Source organism: Komagataeibacter intermedius TF2 (assembly GCF_000964425.1).
In the GTDB taxonomy this organism is placed as follows: domain Bacteria; phylum Pseudomonadota; class Alphaproteobacteria; order Acetobacterales; family Acetobacteraceae; genus Komagataeibacter; species Komagataeibacter intermedius.
Map to the genome: position 1 here is coordinate 1 of NZ_BANF01000080.1, position 23509 is coordinate 23509.

Genomic DNA, 23509 nt, shown 5'->3' on the forward strand with positions numbered 1-23509 from the left:
CCCTTTGGGAATCCTATGATTCAAGCTATTCGCAGTGCGCTCTAGGCCCGGTTATCCGGTCTCGTCGTCCAGAAAAAGCTGGTCGGCTTCTTCATCAAAATCAAACAGTTCGGCATAGCGTGCCCAGCCAATCAGCGTCTGCAATGTCTGGCGGGCATATTCGGGGGACATGCTGTCTTCCAGTTCGTCACGGAAGCGTTCGGCGCTGGCGCGATGGTTCGGGCGTTCATCCAGCACGGCGCGGATGGTGCGCACCAGGGGGATGTTGTGCAGCATGCTGTGCCACAGGATGTTCTTGCGTATGTCATGTTCGCTCTGGACAAAGCGCATGCCTTCGGGCGTGAGCAGGATATCGCCGTCTTCCAGTTCGGCAAAGCCCAGCAGTTGCAAGGATTCGCCCAACGGGAACAGGTCATCCAGCTCCAGCTGCAACCGGCTGGCCAGCAGGGGCAGGTCGGCGCGGCCATGCAGCGGGTCGGCCGCCAGTGTTTCCATCATGCCCACAATGGTATTGATCGGCAGCGGGGGCAGGGCCACGGCATCCGTCGTGATCTGCACGTGGTCCATGTCCGGGTCGGTCATGTCCGCTTCCGACACCACGGGCGCACGCCGGGTCATGAGGGCGTAGATCCGGTCCACGAACTGACGGAAGGCCGCATCCTCGCGATTGCGCGGATGTTCGAAGGGAACCTGCAGTTCGTACGCCACCCGGCCGGGGTTGGAGGAAAAGATCAGGATGCGGTCGCACATCAGCACCGCTTCCTCGATATTATGCGTGACCAGCAGGATGGACTGGATCGGCAGTTTCTTTTCCGCCCATAGTTCCACCAGGTCGGTACGCAGGTTTTCCGCCGTCAGCACATCCAGCGCGGAAAACGGCTCATCCATCAGCAGCAGGTCAGGTCGGACCACCAGCGCGCGCGCCAGTCCCACGCGCTGTCGCATGCCCCCCGACAGTTCCTTGGGATAGGCGTTTTCATACCCGCCCAGCCCGATCAGGCCGATCGCGTCTTCAGCCAGTTTCTGGCGTTCGGCCACGGGCACGCCCTGTGCTTCCAGCCCCAGTTCAACGTTTTTCTGCACTGTCAGCCACGGGAACAGCGCGAATGACTGGAACACCATGGAAATGCCGGCGGCCGGGCCCTCCAGTTTCTTGCCCTTCCATATGACCTCGCCCGCCGTTGGCGTCAGAAGGCCCGCGATAATGCGTAGCAGCGTGGATTTGCCCGATCCGGACCGGCCCAGCAGGCCAACGATTTCCCCACTGCGGATGGACAGGTTCACGCCATCCAGCACCACCAGGTCCGTGGCGCTTTCCTTGTGATAGGCCTGCCGGCAGTTGATGATCCGGACAAGCTCCGCCCCGGTTTTGGGGTGGGGTGCGGTGTCGGGCTGCTGCATCATGAACTCTCAGTCAAAGGTATAATGCCGTGCGGCATAATTGGATAACGGGCGCCACAGGGCGCGATTGAGCAGCAGCACGAACGCCGCCATGATCGCCATGCCCAGACCCACCTGGTCGGTCGCCCCCGCCACGGTGGCATGAGCGATATATGCCCCCAGCCCGTTCGCGCTCAGGGTCGTGTCGCCCCAGCTTGCGACCTCGGTCGCGATGGCGGCGTTCCATGCCCCGCCCGATGCGGTCAGCGCCCCGGTAATGAAATAGGGGGTGATGCCCGGCAGCATCACGCGCCACCACCACAGCCAGCCCCGGACATGGAAGTTCCTGGCCGCCTCCAGCAGGTCGCTGGGATAGGACGATGCGCCCGCCACGATATTGAACAGGATATACCACTGCGTGCCCAGCAGCATGAGGGGGGTCAGCCAGATATTGCTGTTCAGGTGCCAGCGCACGATTCCCACCACCACCAGCGGGAAGAACAGGTTGGCGGGGAAGGCGGCCATGAACTGCGCGGCCATCTGCGCCCGTCGCGCCCGGCGGGGTGACAGTCCCAGCCAGATCCCGACCGGCACCCATATTACCGACGCGACAAGAACCGTCACCATCACCCGCGCCAGCGTGATGCCACCCAGCATGATGACATGCAGCACCTGCGCCGCAGTGTAATGGGTGCTGCCATAGGTCCATGTCTTCCACCCTATGGTCACGGCACAGACGGCCAGGGCCGCGATCCATGCACCATCCAGCAGGCGGGACGGCACAAGCGGCCGCCGGGGGGCTGATGGCCGGGCCCCCAGGGGCAGCCAGCCGATGCGCGTCATCACGCCCCCCAGTCGCAGGCACCCCTGGCGCAGCAGGTGCGTGCGCCGCAGCAGCGTCAGTACCCACGGGTCGGGGGCGGCAAGCGTCGTGCCTTCATCGGTCTGGAAACGCGCCGACCATGCGACCAGCGGACGGAACAGCAGTTGGTCATAGGCCAGGATGACCGCCAGCATGGCGGCAATGGCATAAAGGATTGCCCAGATGTTGCGCTGTTCGATCGCAACACCCACGTATGACCCGATTCCCGGCAGCGCGATGTCGGTGTTCCCGACCGTGATGGTTTCGGAATAGACGACCATGAACCACCCGCCGGACATGGAAATCATGGTGTTCCAGACCAGTGACGGAATGGCGAATGGTACTTCCAGCCGCCAGAAACGCTGCCACGGCGTCAGGCCGAAGCACAGGGCGGCTTCCTCCAGATCCGGCGGCACGGTGCGTAGCGCCTGATACATGGCAAAGGCCATGTTCCATGCCTGACTGGTGAAAATGGTGAAGATCGCGGCCAGTTCCGCCCCCATCATCCGGCCGGGGAACAGGCCAAGGAAAAAGACCACCGTAAATGTCAGGAACCCGAGGATCGGCACCGACTGCAGGATATCCAGCAGCGGGATCAGCACCTGTCCCGCGCGCCTGCTTTTCGCGGCCCATACGGCATAGGTGAAGGTAAACAGCAGGGACGCGGCAAGGGCCGCAAACATGCGCAACGTGGTCCGCACGGCATAGGCGGGCAGCCATGCGGGATTGAGGTGGATGGTCCCCGCCTCGCTTGCGGGAATGGGCACAAGCATGTGGCGCCCGGCGGTGGCGATGATGACGGCCCCCGCCATGATCGCCAGCAGGCCAAGCAGGTCCGCGATGTTGGGGCGGACCCGCAGGTTCCCCGGCAGGCTGCTGTCTGTCACCCTGCGGTGCCCGTACTGCCAAAGCCACCCGTGCCGCGATCCGTGTCCTCCAGTTCCGAATATTCAACCCATGTCCCGCGCACGACCGGGGCCAGAACGGCCTGCGCAATGCGCATGCCACGTTCGACCACAAAGGGTTCGTCGCCTGTATTCATGACGATGATGCCGATTTCACCCCGGTAATCCTCATCAATCGTGCCGGGCGCATTGGGCAGGGTAATGCCATGTTTCAGCGCAAGGCCGGAGCGCGGGCGGATCTGCATCTCGTATCCCCGGGGCAGTGCCACACACAGCCCCGTGGGAACCAGTGCGCGGCCACCGGCCCCGATGGTCATCGGTTCGGTCACGGCTGCCAGCAGGTCCATCCCGGCCGCCCCGTCTGTGGCGTAGGCCGGTAGCGGCAGGCCATGGGCATGGGCCAGGCGGCGGACTTGGATGGGCAGGGGGGAGGAAGTCATGGCGGGGTCCGGTTATTCAGGGTTGGGGTGTGGCGTTTGCAGGAATGTGGCGATCCGCGCAACCAGCTTCCGGGCGACCTGTGTCTTGTCCAGCCGGGGCCAGTGTTCGCAGCCCGTGGCATCGATCAGGCAGACCTCGTTTTCCGTGCCGCCCATGATGCCGGTGCCGGGACTGACATCATTGGCCACGATCCAGTCACAGCCCTTGCGCAGGCGCTTGGCGGTGGCATGCGGCACGACGTGTTCGGTTTCCGCCGCGAAACCGATGACGAGTCCCGGCCGCGTGGGGGATGGCTGGCTGAGGGTTGCCAGAATATCGGGATTGGGCGCCAGTTGCAGCACGGGCGGGGGCGCGCCTGCGGTTTTCTTGATCTTCTGGGGCGCGGGGGCGACATGCCAGTCGGCCACGGCGGCGGTGCAGACGGCAATGTCGCACGGCAGGGCCGCGCGGCAGGCCTCCAGCATGTCGTGTGCCGTCTCCACCCGCACGGTCCGCATGCCGGCAGGGTCGGGCAGGGTAGTGGGGCCACTGACCAGCGTGACATCCGCCCCCGCCGCCGCAAGGGCTGCGGCAATGGCATACCCCTGCGTTCCGGATGAGCGGTTGGCGATATAGCGCACGGGGTCGATCGGTTCGTGCGTGGGGCCTGCGGTCACCAGCGCGCTGCGGCCCGCCAGTGGCCGGTCGGGATGCAGGAGGCGCAATATGGCGGACAGGATGCCGTCCGGTTCAGCCAGACGTCCGGGACCGGATTCGTTGCACGCCATGAGGCCGGAGTCCGGCCCCACGAAGGTTACGCCACGTGCACGTAATGTCGCGACATTGGCCTGTGTCGCGGCATGGGTCCACATGCGCACGTTCATGGCGGGGGCAACCAGCACCGGCGTATCGGTCGCCAGCAGCACGGTTGTGGCCAGATCATTGGCCAGTCCGGCCGCCATGCGGGCCAGCAGGTCGGCGGTGGCGGGGCAGACCACGATCAGGTCGCTGCTGCGGGACAGGGCGATATGCCCCATCTCACTTTCATCGGTCAGGGAAAACAGGTCGCTGAAAATGCGTTCGCCACTCAGCGCCTGAATGGACATGGGGGTGACGAATCGTGCCCCTGCGTCCGTCAGCACCGTGCGCACGCGCAGGCCACGTTCGCGCAGCCTGCGAATCAGCTCCAGCGCCTTGTAGGCGGCAATGCCACCGCCCACGACCAGCAGGACAGAACGGGTCGCCCCAGCCTCCATCAGATTTTCCAGCCGGAATGGATGGCTGCGATCCCGCCGGACAGGTTCTGGTAGGATACGCGTTCCAGGCCCGCTTCGCGCATCATGTCCGCCAGCGTTTCCTGATCGGGGAACATGCGGATGCTTTCGGCCAGGTACTGGTAGCTTTCACGATCTCCCGCGATCGCGGCCCCCATGCGGGGCAGGACGTGGAAGGACCATGCATCGTAAACCGGGGCGAAGGCCGCGACCTGCACGCGGGAAAATTCAAGGCACAGGAACCGGCCGCCCGGACGCAGGATGCGCCGTGCCTCACGCAGCACCTGCAGCTTGTCCGTGCAGTTGCGCAGGCCGAAGGCGATGGAGACGCGATCGACCGAATTGTCGGCCAGCGGTATGGCCTCGGCATCGACAGCGATGAAGTTGAGGCCGGAGACAAGCCCGCGTTCCAGCGCGCGGTTGCGGCCTACCGTCAGCATGCTGACATTGATGTCGGACAGGATGGCGGGGCCACCACCACCGCGCAGCCACCCGAAGGAAATATCCCCCGTCCCGCCCGCAAGGTCGAGCAGCGACAGGTCGGGGTGAGGGGCGAGCTCGGTGACGAAAATCTTCTTCCATGCGCGGTGAATGCCCAGCGACATCACATCATTCATGATGTCGTATTTGGAGGCCACGCTGTCAAAGACATTCCGGACCAGGGATTTCTTCTCGCGCAACGGCACGTCGCGGAAGCCGAAATCGGTGGTATCCGCCTGGCGGTCATCGGGACGGCCTGCGGAAGGGGAGGGATGGTATGGCTGGCTAATGTCGGTCATGATGAACAGGTATAACCCCAGATGAGGCCATGCCGGAACTACCTGAAGTCGAAACTGTGATGCGCGGGATGCGGGTGCATCTTGAAGGTCACACTATTTCCCGTGCCAGCACGCACCATACCGGCCTGCGGTGGCCGTTTCCGCCCGGTCTGGCCACGGTGTTGCAGGGGCGGCGGATCGATGGATTCTCCCGCCGGGGGAAATATATCCTCATCACGCTGTCGGGCGGGCTGGTCGTGGTGCTGCATCTGGGCATGTCCGGCCGGGTGCTGCTGTCGTGTCCCACGGAAGCGGAACGGGGCCGGCCACCCGCACGGCATGAACATCTGGTGATCGAGACCGCGCAGGGCGCGCGCTGCGGGCTGGTGGACCCCCGGCGTTTCGGCATGGTCGACCTGGTGCCCGTAACGGCGGTGGAAACCCACCGGCTGCTGTCGGGCATGGGACCGGAGCCGCTGGGCAACCGGTTTGACGGCGCATGGCTGGCCGCGCGCGCAGGGCGGCGACGCACCAGCATCAAGGCCCTGCTGCTGGACCAGCGCGTCGTGGCGGGGCTGGGCAACATATATGTGTCCGAGGCCCTGTTCCGCGCGCGTATCCACCCCGCGCAGGCGGCAGGGGACATAAATGCCGAACAGTATGAGAAACTTGCCACCGAAATCCGCGCGGTTCTGGAGGAAGCAATCGCAGCCGGAGGCTCAAGCCTGCGTGATTACGTGCAACCGGATGGGGAACTGGGCTATTTCCAGCATGCCTGGCGCGTGTATGGGCGGGAAGGGGAAGGTTGCCCCGACTGCCCTGGCCCGCCGTCATGCGATGGGGTGGTCCGGATCACCCAGTCCGGGCGTTCCAGCTTTTTCTGTCCCCGGCAGCAGGGGGTGGAAAAAGATTTAGGCAAAGACTTGTCTTGACGAATGGGGTCAGGGTGGACTAGATCGCCAGCCTGATATGGGATGTCCGCAACGATCGGGTGGCGGACCGCCGTAACCTGATTTATGCAGATGAACTGAGAGCAATGGCCAATACAGCATCCGCGCGCAAGCGCATCCGTCAGAACGAACGCCGCAACGCCCGTAACACGGCCCGCCTGTCCCGCGTGCGCACCTTCGTGAAGAAGATCGAAGTCGCCATCGCGACCGGCAAGAAGGACGAAGCTGCTGTTGCGCTGCGCGCGGCACAGCCTGAGCTGCAGCGTGCGGTTGGCAAGGGCGTTCTTCACGCCAACACGGTTGCCCGTCGTATTTCGCGCCTGTCCGCCCGCATCAAGTCCCTTGCTGCGGCGTAAAAAACTTCTGTATTCTTTTTCCTGAAAGAATACGGTAAGTAATGAAGAAGGTCGTGTATCGCCATTAGTGGTGATAGCGGCCTTTTTTGTTTGCTATTTCCGCAGGTGTGATCGGGTTTCGGCGGGGTGAGGGCAGATTCTCGTTGCTTCGTCCGATTCTCTGCTCTACCTTATGTGGATAATTCCAACGTCATCTGTTGCCTTGGGCCTGTTGGTCCGGGTTGTGGGTCGTGTCAGGTGCGCGGCTGGCGTCCTGCCTGCCCGCGTGCGGGCGCAATGGCGTTGTGGAACAGTTGATGGATGGAGCGGGGATGCGGGTGCATGCGCGGGGGCGCGTGTTCCATGTCCCATGTAGCCGGGAGCGGATATGACAGGCGGACTGGAAGGCTATGACGCAGTTGCGGAAGCCAATGCGCAGAAAAGTGTGCTTGCCATCCATTGGTCGCGCATCTGCGAACGGCTGAAGGCCGAGGTCGGGGAAGTCGAATACCGCACATGGCTGCGCCAGATCACGGTGGGTCCGGTGGATGAGGACGAGATCACCCTCTACCTGCCGACCCGATTCCTGCGGGACTGGGTGCGCGGGCAGTACGGTGACCGCCTTGGCACGCTGTGGAATGCCGAAGTGCCCGCCATCCGCCGTGTCGAACTGCAGGTCGCCCGTCCGGGCAGCGCGTCCGCGCCTCTCCCGGCAGATGGCGCGGCTGCCGCAGCGTCAGCCGTCAGCGAAGATACGCCCCCCCAGCCGGCGGCGGCCCCCGCCCCGGCACCGGAGGAGCCCCGGCACGCCGAAGTCCGCAGCGACCTTGCCGCCCCGCTGGACCCGCGCTTCACCTTCGATACCTTCGTGGTGGGCAAGCCGAACGAATTTGCCTATGCCTGCGCCCGCCGGGTTGCAGAGCGGCCCTCCAGCCCCGGCTTCAACCCGCTGTTCCTGTATGGTGGGGTCGGGTTGGGCAAGACGCACCTCATGCATGCCATCGGGGCCGAGCTGCTGCGTGAGGGGAAGGTATCCGTCGCCTACATGTCGGCGGAAAAATTCATGTACCGCTTCATCGCGGCCATCCGGTCCCAGTCCACCATGGAATTCAAGGAGCAACTGCGTTCCGTCGATGTGCTGATGATCGACGACCTGCAGTTCCTGATCGGCAAGGACAATACGCAGGAAGAATTCTTCCACACCTTTAACGCGCTGGTCGATGCAGGACGGCAGATCGTGGTTTCGGCCGACAAGTCGCCCTCTGACCTGTCGGGGCTGGAGGACAGGCTGCGCACCCGTCTTGGCTGCGGCATGGTGGCGGATATCCATGCCACCACGTTCGAGCTGCGTATCTCCATCCTGGAGGCCAAGGCTAGTGCGTCCGGCGTGGTGGTGCCCGCCAAGGTGCTGGAATTCCTTGCGCACAAGATCACGTCGAACGTGCGTGAGCTGGAAGGCGCGCTGAACCGCCTGATCGCCCATGCCAACCTGTTCGGTCGTCCGGTTACGCTGGAGGCGACGCAGGATGTGCTGCATGACATCCTCAAGGCCCATGACCGTCGCGTCACGATCGAGGAAATCCAGCGCAAGGTGGCCGAACACTGGAATATCCGCCTGACCGACATGTCCTCGGCCCGCCGCGCGCGCGCCGTGGCGCGGCCCCGTCAGGTGGCGATGTACCTGGCCAAGCAGCTGACCAGCCGTTCCCTGCCTGAAATCGGACGTAAATTCGGTAACCGTGACCATACGACGGTCATGCACGCAGTGACCCGCGTGACGGAACTGATGGAACAGGACCCGGCTTTTGCCGAGGATGTGGAACTGCTGCGCCGTATGCTGGAAAGCTGAATAAATTTAGGGTTCAACGTCCCCCTTTACCAGTGTCGCCCGCGGCTGCTAAACATGTCACCCCCCGTCTGTACGTATGCCTGACGTGACGGGATGTGGAGGATATTGTACCGATGAAGTTGAAGGCCGACCGCGTAACGCTGCTCAAGGCACTGGCCCATATCCAGAGCGTTGCCGAGAAGCGCAATACCATCCCCATCCTGGCCAACGTGCTGATCAATGTCGTTGATGGCGCCATGACCCTGACCGCCACCGATATGGAAATCGCGGTGGTTGAAGGCGTTACGGCAGAAACCCTGCGCGATGGCGCGGTCACGGCGCCGGCGGCCGTCCTGTATGAAATCGTGCGCAAGCTGCCCGATGGCGCGCATGTCGAACTGGACCATGCCGGGGGTGATGCGCCACTGGGCCTGCGGGCGGGGCGGTTCGCCACCAGCCTGAACGTGCTGGATGTGGATGATTTCCCGTCCATGATGGCTGGCAGCCTGCCGCATGAATTCAGCATCCCCGCACAGGTGCTGCGTGGCCTGATCGACCGCACGCGCTTTGCCATTTCCACCGAGGAAACGCGCTACTACCTCAATGGCATCTTCCTGCATGTCGCCGAAGGGGATGCTGGTCCGGTGCTGCGCGCGGTGGCGACGGACGGACATCGCCTGGCCCGTGTCGAGACCGAACTGCCCGCGGGCAGCGCAGGCATGCCGGGCGTGATCGTGCCGCGCAAGACGGTCGCCGAACTGCGCAAGCTGCTTGACGAAGGGCCCGAGCAGGTTGCCGTGGCCCTGTCCGATACCCGCATCCAGTTTTCCATTGGCAACATCACGCTGACTTCCAAGCTGATTGACGGCACCTTCCCTGAATATGAACGCGTGATCCCGCACGGGAATGACAAGATACTGCGCGTGGGCAAGAAGATATTCTCCGATGCCGTATCCCGCGTGGCGGCGATCAGCCAGGAACGCTCCCGCCCGGTCAAGCTGAGCATGGCGCACAACCTGCTTACGCTGTCGGCTGCAAGCCAGGACCAGGGGACAGCGACGGAAGAACTGGACGAAAACCATGTCTCTTACGACGCGTCCTCCATGGAGATCGGCTTTCAGGCCCGCTACCTGAACGACATTACCGATCAGGTGGAAAAGGAAGTGGAATTCGCCTTTTCCGATAGTTCCGCGCCCACCATCGTGCGCGATGTGGATAGCCCGTCCGCGCTGTATGTCCTGATGCCGATGCGCGTGTAATCGCGCGCGGCCATCCGGTCGCATGGCCTGTGTGACACGACTGGTCCTTACGGATTTCCGTAATTACCATCATCTTTCATGGAAACCGGCATGCCCGGCCACGGTCATCACCGGGCCGAACGGCAGTGGCAAGACCAATCTGCTGGAAGCAGTCTCGCTGCTGGTGCCGGGGCGTGGCCTGCGGGGCGTGCGCATGGATGAACTGCCCCGTCATGGTGCGACATTGTGGGGTATCGCCGCTGACGTGACGGCGCAGTGGGGCGATGATGCCCTGACCGTTCAGATTGCCACAGGGGCCGATCCGCTGCGTCCTGAACGGCGTGCGTTTCGCGTGGATGGACAGCCCCAGCGCAACCGCGATGCGGTAGGCGAATATTTTTCCGCCGTATGGCTGACACCCCAGATGGACCGCCTGTTTCAGGACGGGGCAGGCGGTCGCCGCCGGTTTCTGGACCGGCTGGTGCTGGCGCTTGAACCCGGCCACGCGCGTGAGCTGGCCGCCCATGACCGCGCAATGATGCAGCGCAGCCGCCTGCTGGCGCAGCGTGGGGCGGATATGGACTGGCTGGCCGCCCTGGAACGCACCATGGCGCGCCATGCCGTGGCGGCTGTCGCCGCCCGGGTGGATATGATGGCGCGCCTGAATGCGGATGAGCAGGCAGTTGCCGATGGCTTTCCCGCCGCATGGCTGGAACTTGATTGCCGTATTGCCGATCAGTTGCGCGAAATGCCCGCCCTTGCGGTGGAAGACTGGTTGGCGGAGCAGATCGCGGCGACACGCGCCATTGACCGGCAGCGCGGGGGAAGCCGCTTTGGCGCGCATCGCACGGACCTGCGCATGGCGGACCGGCTGACGCGGCGTCCCGCCAGTCTGTCCAGCACGGGACAGCAGAAAGCACTGCTGCTGGGTATCATCCTGTCGCATGCGCGTATCCTGGCCGCATGCCGGGGGCAGATGCCGATGCTTCTGCTGGATGAACCGCTGGTGCATCTGGATGATGTGCGGCGCGATGCCCTGTTTCAGGCGATCGGACGGATGGATACCGGTGTGTTCCTGACTGGAACGGACTGCGAACAGTTCGCGCCGCTGCGCCAGATTGCCGAATTCGTGACGCCGGGCGAAGGTAATCTTGCACCCCATGCATGATTTCGGTGCGGAATGCTGGTTACGCCGGGTGGTTCAGGCTATAATGCATTCTGTTGTTTTGTTGTTATCCGCTGTGGAGCATCTGCCGGCATGTCCGATCAATCCAGTCCCGATCAGAAACACGATGCCGAGGTCGCAGGTGGCGTGACACCCGCTGCGGACTATGATGCGGCATCCATCTCGGTTCTGCGGGGGCTGGACGCGGTACGCAAGCGCCCCGGCATGTATATCGGCGATACCGATGACGGGTCAGGCCTGCACCACATGGCCTTCGAAATCATTGATAACGCCGTAGATGAGGCGCAGGCAGGCTTCGCGACCACCTGTATCGTGACGCTCAATGGGGATGGCAGCGTCAGCGTGCGGGACGACGGGCGCGGCATTCCCACCGACATGCACCATGAAGAAGGGGTGAGCGCCGCCGAAGTCGTGCTGACCAAGCTGCATGCGGGGGGCAAGTTCAACCAGAATTCCTACAAGGTATCAGGCGGTCTGCATGGCGTGGGTGCCGCCGTGGTCAACGCGCTGTCGGAATGGATGGAAGTCCGGATATGGCGCGATGGCAAGGAGCATGTCATCAGTTTCCGCGCGGGCGAACGTGATGAACCGCTGCGTGTGGTGGGGGAAAGCAGCGAGCCGACCGGCACGCAGGTCACCTTCAGGCCCAGCGCCGAGACATTTGCCAAGGTTGAATTCGAATTCCCGATTCTCGAACGCCGTTTGCGTGAACTGGCCTTCCTCAATTCCGGACTGAAGATCATCCTGCGCGACGAACGCCATACCCCGGCGCGGGAGGAAAAGTTCCATTACGAAGGCGGCCTGTGTGCCTTTGTCGAATGGCTGGACCAGGGCAAGAACCCGATTGTCGAGCCGCCGATTACCGGCAGCCTGCAGAATGAAGACAACGGCATCAAGGTCGAATTCGCCCTGACATGGAATGACAGCTTCCATGAAACCATGCTGTGTTTCACCAACAACATTCCCCAGCGTGATGGCGGTTCGCACCTTGCCGGTTTCCGTCAGGCGCTGACCCGCGTGGTCGGCCGCTATGCCGAAGCCAATGCCAGCAAGAAGGACAGCCATGCCCTGAATGGCGAGGACATGCGCGAAGGCCTGACCGCCGTGCTGTCGGTCAAGGTACCCGACCCCAAATTCTCGTCACAGACCAAGGACAAGCTGGTTTCTTCCGAAGTGCAGCCGGTGGTGCATGCCGCTGCTGCCGACATGATTTCCCACTGGTTTGAAACCCACCCCAAGGAAGCCCGCCATATCGTGGCGAAGGTGATGGACGCCGCCGCCGCGCGGGAGGCGGCGCGGCGCGCGCGGGAACTGACGCGGCGCAAGGGCGTGCTGGACATTTCCTCCCTGCCGGGCAAGCTGGCGGACTGTCAGGAACGTGATCCGGCAAGATCCGAACTGTTCATTGTCGAGGGTGATTCGGCAGGTGGCACCGCCAAGCAGGGACGTGACCGGCGGTTTCAGGCGATCCTGCCGCTGAAGGGCAAGATCCTGAATGTCGAGCGCGCGCGTTTTGACCGCATGCTGGGGTCGGCTGAAATCGGGACGCTGATTACGGCGCTGGGCACCGGCATCGGGCGTGGCGATGTGGAACATGGCGGCTTTTCGATTGAAAAGCTGCGCTACCACCGCATTGTCATCATGACGGACGCTGACGTGGACGGGTCGCATATCCGTACGCTGCTGCTGACCTTCTTCTTCAGGCAGATGCCCGAACTGATTGAAAAAGGGTACCTGTATATCGCCCAGCCGCCGCTGTACCGCGCCAAGCGCGGCAATGACGAACGGTACCTGAAGGATGACGCGGCGCTGGAATCCTACCTGCTGGACAAGGCGCTGGCCAATGCCTCGCTGCGGTATGCCGATGGGCGCGAGGTCGAGGGCGATGCCATGCGCGCCGATGTCACGTTCATCCGTGATGTGACCCGTGCGCTGTCGCGTCTGTCGGCGCGTGTGCCGGTGTGGGTTCTGGAACAGGCGGCCATTGCGGGCGTGCTGCGCGCCGACCTGCAGGCCGTGCCGGAGCGGGTTGTCGACCTGCAGGCGCGGCTGGATGCAGTATCCCCCCCCACCGAACGGGGGTGGAAGGTTGCCGTCAGCGACAGTGGTCTGGAAATGGCCCGTAGCGTGCGTGGTGTGGGCGAAGTCTACCGGCTGGAGGCGCAGGCGCTGCGCAGTGCGGAAGTCCGCTGGCTGGCGGATCGCCACGACCGTCTGGTGGCGGATTTCGCGGGGCCGGTCGATCTGGTGATTGATGGCAATGCGCATGCCTTTAACGGGCCGGCATCGCTGTATGAACGGATTCTGGCGCAGGGCCGCAAGGGCCTGTCCATCAACCGCTTCAAGGGGCTGGGGGAAATGAATGACGAACAGCTGTGGGAAACCACGCTGGATCCCGCCATGCGCACCCTGTTGCAGGTCAAGGTCGGCGATGTGGAAAACGCGGCGCAGGTCTTCTCTACCCTTATGGGGGATGTTGTCGAACCCCGCCGCGACTTCATTGTTGGCAACGCGCTGAAGGTTGCCAACCTCGACGTCTGACGCGGCTACGCTGGCACCAGTTCATTGGCCAGATGGGCGACCTCGGAAATGGAATCGGCGCCAACCGTGGCACCGGCTTCCATTTCGGGGCGGCCATACCCCCAGCGGGCGAAAATCGCGGGCACATGCGCCCCGATGGCCGTGGCCATGTCGTTATGGTGGTCACCGGTCATGACCGCGCGGCGCGGGCTGCCCTGTGCCATTTCAATGGTGCCCAGCAGGTGGCGCGGGTCGGGTTTGCGCACGCTGAAGCTGTCGCCCCCACCCACGGCCACGAACCATTTTTCCAGATCAAGGACACGTAGTATGTGGCGCGCGGCGGCAACGGGTTTGTTGGTGCAGACGGCCATGTGCCACCCTGCGGCCCGCAGGTTTTCCAGCATGCCCACCGTGCCGGGGAAGGGACGGGACAGGTCGGTGGAATGGGGGGTGTAATCGGCCATGTACCATGCCGTGGCCTGGTCTGCATCAATGCCGGTGGCGGCCGGTCCCGCATGGACCAGCAGGCGCCTGACAAGGGCTGCGACGCCATCGCCAACCATGGGGCGGACCTGTTCGGCGGCAATGGGTGGCAGGCCATGATGGGCCAGAAGCCGGTTGGCGGTGGCCGCAAGATCGGGGAGGCTGTCGATCAGCGTGCCATCCATATCGAAAACGGCGAGGCGGGGCGGGAGAGAGGTCATCATGAACGCCTTTGACGGTGTGAATGAAGTAGCAATCGGAAATTCTAAGTGATGGTATCGCACGCGCATAAGGGTTTGACAGGGTGCGCGGGTGCGGAGTACCCGCACACTGCCATGAATACCCAGACTGATACCGCAGTATCCGCCCCCGCACGCACCGTGTCGACCGCTGTCATCCTGGCTGCGGGGCGTGGTACGCGCATGAAATCGCAGCGCCCCAAGGTCATGCACCCGCTGGCGGGGCAGCCGATGTTGCGTTACCTGCTGGATAACGCGGCGCAGGTCTTTGACCGGATCGTTGTCGTCGTGGGGCCGGACATGGAGGATGTGGCAGCCCTTGCCGCCCCGCATCAGGTCGTGGTGCAGATGGACCGCCTTGGCACCGGCCATGCCGCCCGGCAGGCCGAAGCTGCGTTCGGCGCCGGTGATGTGGCGGTCCTGTATGGTGACAATCCGCTGATCACGCCCGGTACGATGCGGGCTCTTCTGGACCAGCGCCGCAGTGGGGATACCGGTCTGGCCCTGCTGGCCATGGAACCTGCCGATCCCGCGCGGTACGGGCGCGTGGTGACGCGGGACGGGCGGGTTGAACGGATTGTTGAATGGGCGGACGCCACTGCGGATGAGCGCGCGATCCGGCTGTGCAATGCCGGTGTGCTGTGTGCCGATGCCGCCGATTTCCGTCGCTGGCTGAATGAAATCGGCAATGACAATGCGCAGGGCGAATACTATCTGGGTGACGTGGTGGCCCGCGCCGTGGCGGATGCGCGGACCGTACGGGCGGTTGTCGCGCCGGAGGACGAACTGCGCGGCATCAATTCGCGTGCGGAACTGGCACAGGCGGAAGCATGTGTGCAGGCCCGGCTGCGACAGGCGGTGATGGATGGCGGCACCACGCTTGTCGCGCCCGATACGGTGTTCCTGTGCGCCGATACCGTGCTGGAACCCGATACGGTGGTGCATCCAAATGTGGTATTCGGCCCCGGCGTGCATGTAAAAACCGGCGCGGAAATCCATGCCTTTTCACATATCGAGGGGGCGACGGTCGGCCCGGATGCACAGATCGGCCCCTATGCCCGCCTGCGTCCCGGCAGCGACGTGGGGGCAAAGGCGCGCGTGGGTAATTTCGTGGAAATCAAGGCCACGACGCTGGGGGCTGGGGCCAAGGCCAATCACCTGACCTATCTGGGGAACGCCACGGTGGGCAGCGGGGCCAATATCGGCGCGGGCACCATAACCTGCAATTACGATGGCGTGTTCAAGCACCGGACCGAAATCGGCGCGGGCAGCTTCATTGGCTCGGATTCGGTTCTGGTTGCTCCCGTGCGGGTGGGCTCGGGCGTCATTACGGCGGCGGGCAGCGTGATCACCCATGACGTCCCCGATGACGCCATGGCCATTGGCCGGGCACGGCAGGCCAACAAGGCAGGACATGCCGCATCGTTTCGCGAACGGCTGAAGAACAGGAAGGAACGGGGCTGATGTGTGGCATAGTAGGGGTTGTTGGCAGCAATCAGGCCACGCCAGTCATTCTGGACGCCCTGCGTCGGCTGGAATACCGCGGCTATGATTCCGCGGGCATCGCCACGCTGGAAGAAGGTCATGTCGAACGCCGCCGCGCGGCGGGCAAGCTGGATCATCTGGCCAGCCTGCTGGCGCGCATGCCGCTGCCGGGCGTGACCGGCATTGGCCATACGCGCTGGGCCACGCATGGCGCGCCTACCGAAAACAACGCCCACCCACACGGGACGGAGCGCGTATCGGTCGTCCATAACGGCATTATCGAGAATTTCGAGGAACTGCGCCGTGAACTGGAGGCGGCAGGACAGGTCTTCTCCACCGATACGGATAGCGAGACGATTGCCCAGCTGGTGGATTATCACCTGCAGCGTGGCCTTTCCCCGCAGGACGCGGCGCATGCCTGCCTCAGGCGGCTGGAAGGTGCTTACGCGCTCGCCATGATCTTTGCCGGGCATGATGGCATGGTCATTGGTGCGCGGCATGGCGCGCCGCTGGTGGTGGGCTTTGGCGATAACGAGATGTTCCTCGGTTCCGACAGCCTTGCGCTGGCGCCGCTGACCCGCCGGATCGCCTATCTGGATGATGGGGACTGGACCGTGATCACGCCTGCGGGCGCCGCCTTCTTTGACATGGCGGGCAACCCGGTCGAACGTCCGGTCAAGCTGACCGCGCTGATCGCGGCATCGGTCGGCAAGGATGGCTATCGCCATTATATGGAAAAGGAACTGCACGAACATCCCGTCGTGATCGGGCAGACCCTGCAGCGCCTGATCGACCCGGCGACGCGCCGCGTCATCATGCCCGACCTGCCATTTGACCTTGCCGCCATTCCCCGCGCGGTGCTGACGGCCTGCGGGTCGGCGTTCTATGCTGGCATGATCGGACGGTACTGGATCGAGCAGTACGCGCGCCTGCCGGTCGATATCGATGTGGCGAGCGAAATGCGCTATCGCAATCCGCCACTGGCCAGGGGTGGCCTCGGGCTGCTGATTTCCCAGTCGGGGGAGACGGCGGACACGCTGGCGGCCCTGCGTGGGATGCGGGCGGCGGGACAACACATTGTCTCGGTCCTCAATGTGGAACAGAGCACCATGGCGCGCGAAAGCGATGCCGTGCTGGGCACCGTGGCGGGGCCGGAAATATCCGTTGCCAGCACCAAGGCCTTTACCGCGCAGCTATCTGTTCTGGCCTGCCTGACCATTGCCTTTGGCCGTGCGCGCGGACTGATCGGCGCACAGCAGGAGGAAAGCATGGTGACCACCCTGCTCGACCTGCCCAGCAAGGCGACCGAGGTGTTCGAACGCCATGATGAAATCCGCCGCATGGCCACCATCGTGGCTGAAGCACGCGATGTGCTCTATCTTGGTCGCGGGGCCATGTTCCCCGTGGCGCTGGAAGGGGCGCTGAAGCTCAAGGAAATTTCCTACATCCATGCCGAGGCATATGCGGCTGGGGAAATGAAGCACGGGCCGATTTCGCTGATCGACAGCACGGTGCCGGTGGTGGCGACCGTGCCGTCCGGTCCGCTGTTTGAAAAAACGCTGTCCAACCTGCAGGAAGCCAAGGCCCGTGGCGGCCGCCTGCTGGTGTTCACGGATATGGAGGGCGCGCCGCGCCTGCGCGAAATCGCAGAATGCGTGGTGGCGATCCCGACAGTGGATGAATTCGTGGCCCCGATCCTGCAGACCATCCCGGTGCAGATCCTGGCCTATGAAGTCGCGCTGCTGAAGGGCACGGATGTGGACCAGCCGCGTAACCTCGCCAAATCCGTGACTGTTGAATAGACACCCGGGGCATAACCGGCACACTCACCGTCAGTAGCTATAATCGGGACAGGGGCACGACGCACATGGCAGCACAAACGGCAATCCCCCACGCGACGGGACCGTCTGTTCTTGTGCGGGGCGCGGGTGTGTCGGGCCTGACGGCGGCCGTGACCCTGGCCGAACGTGGTGCGCGGGTCAGCGTGCATGAATGTGGCGGGCGCGTGGGCTGGGGCGCATCATGGAAGGCTGGCGGCATGCTGGCCCCGTGGTGCGAGGCGGAGGCCGCCACCCCGGAGGTCACCGCCCAGTCCCTTGCCTCCCTTGACTGGTGGGATGCGCACGTTCCCGGCGTGGACCGCAATGGCACCCTTGTGCTGGCGCCCCCGCGCGATGTGCGCGAAATCATGCGTTTCGCCCGCAGGACATCACATTTTTCCACGATTGGCGAAGGTGAGATCGCGCAGCTGGAACCAGATCTTGCCGACCGTTTTTCCCGTGCGCTGTTTTTCGCGGGGGAGGGGCATGTCAACCCGCGCGACGCCCTGAACGCCCTGGCCGTCCGGGTGGTGGAACTGGGGGGCAGCCTGCGGTTCAATGTGCCGCCTGCCGCCAGCACGGAGGAGTATGACTGGGTGGTGGACTGCACCGGCATTGCGGCACGTGACCGGATGACGGACATGCGCGGCGTGCGGGGTGAGATGCTGCTGCTGCGGTGTCCCGATGTCACGCTGCATCGCCCGGTGCGCATGCTGCATCCACGCATTCCCATTTATGTCGTGCCGCGGGCGGGGCATGTGTACATGGTGGGGGCGACCATGATCGAAAGCGAGAATGCCGGTCCCATGACCCTGCGGTCGATGGTGGAAATGCTGGGTGCGGTCTATGCCCTGCATCCGGCATTCGGGGAAGCCGAGATACTGGAAACCGGCACCGGCCTGCGCCCGTCCTATCCTGACAATATGCCTGCCGTCAGGCGGCAGGGACGGCATATCCATATTAACGGCATGTATCGCCACGGCTTCCTGCTTTCCCCCGTTCGCGCGGCCGAAGCGGCCGATATCGTATTTGGTGAAGGCTAACCCGACAGAAGGGGAGGATGGACATGCAGATTCTGGTGAATGACGAACGCCACGACGTGACAGCCGCCAACCTGGCGGCATTGCTTGATGAACTGGGTTATGATGTCATGGCCCGTATCGCCACTGCGGTGGATGGCAGCTTTGTCGCGGCCAGCAGGCGCGCGACCCATTCCCTGCATGACGGGGCGCGGGTGGAAATTCTGGCCCCCATGCAGGGAGGATAACCGCAATGACCCTTTTTTACGGCACTGAACTGACGTCGCGCCTGATGCTGGGCACGGCGCAGTACCCTTCGCCTGAAATCCTCAGTGACGCCGTCCGGCGGGCCGGGGCCGGGGTGGTCACCGTCTCGCTGCGGCGCGAGGCGGCAGGCAGCCGCGCGGGGCAGGCATTCTGGGCGCTGATCCGTGGACTGGATGTGCCCGTCCTGCCCAATACGGCAGGCTGTCATACCGTGCGTGAAGCCGTGACCACGGCGCAGATGGCGCGGGAGGTGTTCGGCACGGACTGGATCAAGCTGGAGGTGATCGGGGAATCCGATACCCTGCAGCCCGATATGTTCGCGCTGGTTGAAGCCGCTCGTATCCTGACGGAAGACGGCTTCAAAGTCTTTCCTTACATGACCGAGGACCTGGTTGGCGCCGAACGCCTGCTGCGCGCGGGGTGCGAGGTGCTGATGCCATGGGGCGCGCCCATCGGGTCGGGCAAGGGGCTGAACAACCTGTTTGGCCTGCGTGCCCTGCGTGCCCACTTTCCGGACGTGCCCATGGTGGTCGATGCCGGGATTGGCGTGCCCTCCCACGCGGCACAGGCGATGGAACTGGGTTATGACGCCGTGCTGATCAATACGGCGGTGGCCAAGGCGGGCAACCCCGCGGAAATGGCGCGTGCCTTCGCCATGGCGGTGGAAGCGGGCCGCATGGCCTATATTGCCGACCCGATGGAAGAACGTGACATGGCTGTTCCCTCCACCCCCGTGATCGGGCAGGCGGTACTATGAGTTCCGTTCTGCCGTCGCGCATCTATCCCGTCGTGGATGCGGCGCACTGGGTTGGAAGCCTGGGGCAGGCCGGAGCGCGGCTGATCCAGTTGCGGCTCAAGGACATGGCGATGGATGCCCTGCGTCATGAAATCCGTGAAGGCATCCGTCTGGCCCGCGCGCATGATGTCTGCCTTGTGCTGAATGATTACTGGCAGCTTGCGATCGAGGAAGGGGTGGACTTCATCCATCTGGGACAGGAAGATCTGGACACGGCGGACCTGCCCGCCATTCGTGCGGCAGGCCTGAAGCTGGGGGTCAGCACCCATAGCGATGCGGAACTGGAACGCGCACTGTCAGTCGCCCCCGATTATGTGGCGCTGGGGCCGGTCTGGCCTACGAAACTGAAGAAAATGCCCTGGGGGCCGCAGGGCACGGAAAAGCTGTCGGCATGGAAACGGCGCATTGGCGATATCCCGCTTGTCGCGATTGGGGGGATTACCCTTGCGCGCGCCCCGCTGTGCATTGCGGCCGGGGCGGACTGTGTATCGGCGGTGTCCGATTTCATTCGCATGCCCGACCCGCAGGCACAGGTCCGGGCATGGCTTGCCGCTACGCCCCCTGTGGTCAGTGTGTGAAATACTGGAATATAATGTGATGCATCATGTGTTGTTGATGCAACGTTGGTGTGGCATTATTGATACGCAATATGCGGGTATGCAAGGGAACGTCTTTTGCACCCAGATGTTGATCTTGCAAGCCGGATTCTGTTGATCTGAAACGCATTGGACATAATCTGTTCATGGTCAGCCACTAGGATCGGTCTGTAAGCATGAGATGGCCGGAAGTCGGGGATTTTGAATGGAGATAGCGGGTCTGGCAGCAATTCTGATGGCGATTGCCGTGCTGCTTGTCGTGGTCAGCGCGGTCCAGCCGCTTGCCCGCCGTCTGGAATTGTCCGAAACCGTCCTGCTTGCCATTGTGGGTATCGTGATCGGTGGCGCGGCCGACCTTGTGCTGCGCAATTCCCATCTGGAAATATTCAATGGCGCGGCGCAGACGCTGCTGGATTTCCCGCTTAACAGCGAAGCCTTCCTGCTGATTTTCCTGCCCATACTGGTATTTCAGGGGGCGCTGGGCATTGACGTGCGCAGGCTGGCGCATGAAACCGCGACCGTTCTTCTGCTGGCCGTGGTGGCGGTGGCGGTCTCAACCGCGGCCATCGGCTTCGCGCTGTATCCCTTTGCGGGAATGCCGCTGGCGGTGTGCCTGCTGCTTGGCTCCATTGTGGCGACGACCGATCCGTCAGCCGTGGCGGGGATATTCAAGGAAATTGGTGCTGCCAGCCGCCTGACCCGGCTGGTGGAAGGTGAGGCGCTGCTGAACGACGCCGCCGCCATTTCCATTTTCACCATCCTGCTTGGCTCCATTACTTCGCACCACAAGATCATGCTGGGCGGTGCGGTGCTGGAATTCCTTGTGTCCTTCATCGGGGCGCTGATCATCGGTATCGTCTTCGGCCGGCTGACCCTTATGGTGATTCCCGCGCTGGGGGCAGCCCCCGCGGCCGAGGTCACGCTGACGGTGGCGCTGCCGTACCTGTCCTACATTGTCTGTGATGAATTCCTGGGTTTTTCCGGCGTGGTGGCCACGGCGGCGTCCGGCCTGACGATTTCGATTTACGGGCCATCCACTTTCCGGCCCCAGACATGGCGCTTCCTGAACGAGTTGTGGCAGCAGCTTGTGTTCTGGGCCGGGTCACTGGTGTTCGTGCTGGCCTCCATGCTGGTGCCACGCCTGCTGGTGGGCATGACCAAGTGGGACTGCGTGCTGATCCTGCTGGCGGCGGGCGCCGGGCTGCTGGCGCGTGGGGCGGTGGTGTTCGGCATGCTGCCCATCCTTGCCGCCACCAAGCTGTCTCCCCCCGTGCCAACCCCGTTCAAGGTGACGATGGTATGGGGTGGCCTGCGTGGTGCCATTACGCTGGCGCTGGCGCTGGCCGTGACGGAAAACGAACATGTTTCCAGCAGTATTGCCCATTTCATCGGGATCATCGCCACGGGGTTCGTGCTGATTACCCTGTTCGTGAACGGAATGTCGCTGCGGTATCTGGTGCTGTTTCTCAAGCTGGATCAGCTGCCGCTGATCGATCAGGCGCTGCGCCATCAGATCCTTGCCATCGGACTGGGTGAAGTCCGCGACCAGACGCGGGAGGTTGCGGGCGAGCTGGGCTTTTCGAACAACGTCACCAAAACGGTGGTCGAGGTCATTGACCGCCGCGTCCATTCGGAAGAGCAGGCCAATACCTTCGACACGGCCCTGGGCGACCGGCAGCGGGTGACGCTGGCGCTGATTGTCATTGCCAACCGTGAACGCTCCATCCTGCTGGACCTGTTCCGCATACAGGGGCTGTCGCGACGTGTGATGGAAACGCTGCTGCGGTCAGCCGAGGCCATGGTGGATGGCGCCCGGCTGGAAGGGCGGTTCGGCTATGTCCGCGCCCTGCGCCGCCGCCTGCGTCCTTCGCTGCGTTTCCGCGTGGCGCAGGTGATTCATCACCGGTTCAATTTCGACACGCCCCTCATGTACTGCATGATGGAACGGTTCGAGATGCTGATGATCGGCTATTTCGTTTCCCTGTCGCTGACCCGTTTCATGCGCCAGCGCATGGAGCCGACGCTGGGCACGCGCATCAGTGAAATCGTGGGTGAAGTACTGGGTCGGCAGTGCAAGCTGCTGGATGAGGCATTGCAGACCCTGCGGCTGCATTACCATGGTTATTCCGAAGCGCTGGAAAACCGCATGTTGCGTCAGATCGCACTCAGGCTGGAAGAAGAGAAATACGATACCCTGATGTCCGAATCGCTGTTGAGCGAGGAACTGCACCGTGAACTGCACCGCGATGTGGAACACCGCCGCGAACAGCTGGATTTCAGGTTGAAATTCAATATCCGGGCGGGGATTGAAAGCCGCATCCATAACTTCCCCCTGTTTGAAGGGGTGGCCGATGGCGTGCTGCATGACATCGCGATGAAGATGTCCATCCACTTTTCTTCCCCCGGTGAGCGGCTGTACCGCAAGGGGCAGAAGGTGCGCACGGTCTATTTCATCAGCGCGGGTCTGGCTGAAACCCACTATCCCAAGCACGACGTACGCTTTGGCGCGGGCGCGGTGCTGGGCGGGGAAGAAGCACTGAAGGACGAGCGTGTCACAGCTACCAGCCGGTCCCTGCAGTTCGGGCATTTCATGACGATGAGCGCGCGTAACTTCCGCAGGCTGGTGGAAGAATACCCGCGCATTGGCGATAACCTTGAACGTCTGGCACAGGCCCGCAGCAAGGGTGAACTGCCCGATGCCCAGCTTCTGCCGCAGGACGGACAGGACGCGCCGGAAAGCCCGCCATCATACGACGCCATTGACCTTGCCACCGCCCCCGTCACCCGCGCCATTCCGGTGCGTCAGGACAGTCAGGCGAGCGACGCCTGACCTGCGCGCAGGATACGCCTGTGCAGGCAGATGCCGGATCGGGGAATGATGCGCTTTCAGGCACGGGCGGTCCTGATTCCGGAGGCGGAAGAACTGTCGTCCTTTTCCAACACATCGGAACGTGAGGACGAAAGGCGCCATGAGAGCCGATCTGACCAGCTTCGTGACAGCCATCTACGGTGGGTAACAGCCCCCGTTACCCCAGTTATCCGGAGCAGATGGACCGCCTGCGTCCCGGGTCCGGTCTGGCTCTCCTGATATTGCGCAGCGTGCCTTAGAGCGCACTGCGAATAGCTTGAATCATAGGATTCCCAAAGG

The 23509-nt window shown here is 63.3% G+C and carries 19 protein-coding genes; 13 read left to right on the plus strand and 6 right to left on the minus strand.

The features are described from left to right. Positions 1-51: 51 nt before the first annotated feature. Genes B7449_RS12000 through B7449_RS12020 form a run of 5 tightly spaced genes read right to left on the minus strand, consistent with a single transcriptional unit; the run spans position 52 to position 5620 of the window. Positions 52-1401, minus strand: coding sequence for an ABC transporter ATP-binding protein (locus tag B7449_RS12000; protein WP_082084844.1), 1350 nt, complete (start codon positions 1399-1401; stop codon positions 52-54). Between the two features lie 9 nt (positions 1402-1410). Continuing rightward, the gene (locus B7449_RS12005) at positions 1411-3129 is read right to left on the minus strand and encodes an ABC transporter permease (protein WP_039735686.1); all 1719 of its coding nucleotides are present in this window, start codon (positions 3127-3129) and stop codon (positions 1411-1413) included. Further along, positions 3126-3587 (minus strand): dUTP diphosphatase, encoded by a 462-nt coding sequence (gene dut / locus B7449_RS12010; protein ID WP_039735685.1) that lies wholly within the window; start codon positions 3585-3587, stop codon positions 3126-3128. Before dut ends, B7449_RS12005 begins: the two co-directional genes overlap by 4 nt. Positions 3588-3599: 12 nt before the next feature. Next, positions 3600-4823 (minus strand): bifunctional phosphopantothenoylcysteine decarboxylase/phosphopantothenate--cysteine ligase CoaBC, encoded by a 1224-nt coding sequence (gene coaBC / locus B7449_RS12015; RefSeq protein WP_039735684.1) that lies wholly within the window; start codon positions 4821-4823, stop codon positions 3600-3602. Continuing rightward, entirely contained in the window at positions 4823-5620 is a 798-nt protein-coding gene (locus B7449_RS12020) for a class I SAM-dependent methyltransferase (RefSeq protein WP_010514579.1), read from the minus strand. Before B7449_RS12020 ends, coaBC begins: the two co-directional genes overlap by 1 nt. A gap of 29 nt (positions 5621-5649) precedes the next feature. On the opposite strand from B7449_RS12020, the gene mutM reads away from it, so the two are divergent. The 6 genes from mutM (at position 5650) to gyrB (ending at position 13677) form a co-directional block, all read left to right on the plus strand. After that, positions 5650-6531 (plus strand): bifunctional DNA-formamidopyrimidine glycosylase/DNA-(apurinic or apyrimidinic site) lyase, encoded by an 882-nt coding sequence (gene mutM / locus B7449_RS12025; protein WP_039735683.1) that lies wholly within the window; start codon positions 5650-5652, stop codon positions 6529-6531. A gap of 104 nt (positions 6532-6635) precedes the next feature. Then, positions 6636-6905 (plus strand): 30S ribosomal protein S20, encoded by a 270-nt coding sequence (gene rpsT / locus B7449_RS12030; protein ID WP_039735682.1) that lies wholly within the window; start codon positions 6636-6638, stop codon positions 6903-6905. Between the two features lie 367 nt (positions 6906-7272). Continuing rightward, complete coding sequence (gene dnaA, locus B7449_RS12035) at positions 7273-8733, plus strand: chromosomal replication initiator protein DnaA (RefSeq protein ID WP_039735681.1); 1461 nt, start codon at positions 7273-7275, stop codon at positions 8731-8733. Positions 8734-8846: 113 nt separating this feature from the next. Next, positions 8847-9971: a DNA polymerase III subunit beta gene (gene dnaN, locus B7449_RS12040; RefSeq protein WP_039735680.1), complete on the plus strand. Its 1125-nt coding sequence runs from the start codon at positions 8847-8849 to the stop codon at positions 9969-9971. 22 nt (positions 9972-9993) lie between these two features. Then, positions 9994-11118: a DNA replication/repair protein RecF gene (gene recF / locus B7449_RS12045; RefSeq protein WP_039735678.1), complete on the plus strand. Its 1125-nt coding sequence runs from the start codon at positions 9994-9996 to the stop codon at positions 11116-11118. Between the two features lie 90 nt (positions 11119-11208). Further along, complete coding sequence (gyrB, locus tag B7449_RS12050; protein ID WP_048883648.1) at positions 11209-13677, plus strand: DNA topoisomerase (ATP-hydrolyzing) subunit B; 2469 nt, start codon at positions 11209-11211, stop codon at positions 13675-13677. Positions 13678-13682: 5 nt separating this feature from the next. Here the strand turns inward: gyrB and B7449_RS12055 are convergent, their stop codons facing one another. Next, entirely contained in the window at positions 13683-14363 is a 681-nt protein-coding gene (locus tag B7449_RS12055) for an HAD hydrolase-like protein (RefSeq protein ID WP_039735677.1), read from the minus strand. 111 nt (positions 14364-14474) lie between these two features. Here B7449_RS12055 and glmU point away from each other — a divergent pair, with 111 nt between their 5' ends. The 7 genes from glmU to B7449_RS12090 all read left to right on the plus strand — a co-directional run bounded on the left by glmU (position 14475) and on the right by B7449_RS12090 (position 23191). After that, positions 14475-15842 carry a bifunctional UDP-N-acetylglucosamine diphosphorylase/glucosamine-1-phosphate N-acetyltransferase GlmU gene (glmU, locus tag B7449_RS12060; protein WP_039735676.1) on the plus strand — a complete coding sequence of 456 codons (1368 nt, stop codon included), beginning with the start codon at positions 14475-14477 and terminating at the stop codon, positions 15840-15842. After that, a complete protein-coding gene (glmS, locus tag B7449_RS12065; protein ID WP_048883647.1) occupies positions 15842-17665 on the plus strand; it encodes a glutamine--fructose-6-phosphate transaminase (isomerizing) in 1824 nt (607 codons plus the stop codon). Before glmU ends, glmS begins: the two co-directional genes overlap by 1 nt. Before the next feature lie 65 nt (positions 17666-17730). Next, on the plus strand, positions 17731-18726 hold the full coding sequence (locus tag B7449_RS12070) for an FAD-dependent oxidoreductase (protein ID WP_039735673.1): 996 nt from the start codon (positions 17731-17733) through the stop codon (positions 18724-18726). 23 nt (positions 18727-18749) lie between these two features. Next, a complete protein-coding gene (gene thiS / locus B7449_RS12075) occupies positions 18750-18950 on the plus strand; it encodes a sulfur carrier protein ThiS (RefSeq protein ID WP_039735688.1) in 201 nt (66 codons plus the stop codon). Positions 18951-18955: 5 nt separating this feature from the next. Further along, positions 18956-19726 carry a thiazole synthase gene (locus B7449_RS12080; protein ID WP_039735672.1) on the plus strand — a complete coding sequence of 257 codons (771 nt, stop codon included), beginning with the start codon at positions 18956-18958 and terminating at the stop codon, positions 19724-19726. Further along, complete coding sequence (locus tag B7449_RS12085) at positions 19723-20343, plus strand: thiamine phosphate synthase (protein ID WP_039735670.1); 621 nt, start codon at positions 19723-19725, stop codon at positions 20341-20343. Before B7449_RS12080 ends, B7449_RS12085 begins: the two co-directional genes overlap by 4 nt. A 223-nt stretch (positions 20344-20566) precedes the next feature. Then, complete coding sequence (locus B7449_RS12090) at positions 20567-23191, plus strand: cation:proton antiporter (protein ID WP_039735669.1); 2625 nt, start codon at positions 20567-20569, stop codon at positions 23189-23191. The last annotated feature ends 318 nt before the right edge of the window (positions 23192-23509 follow it).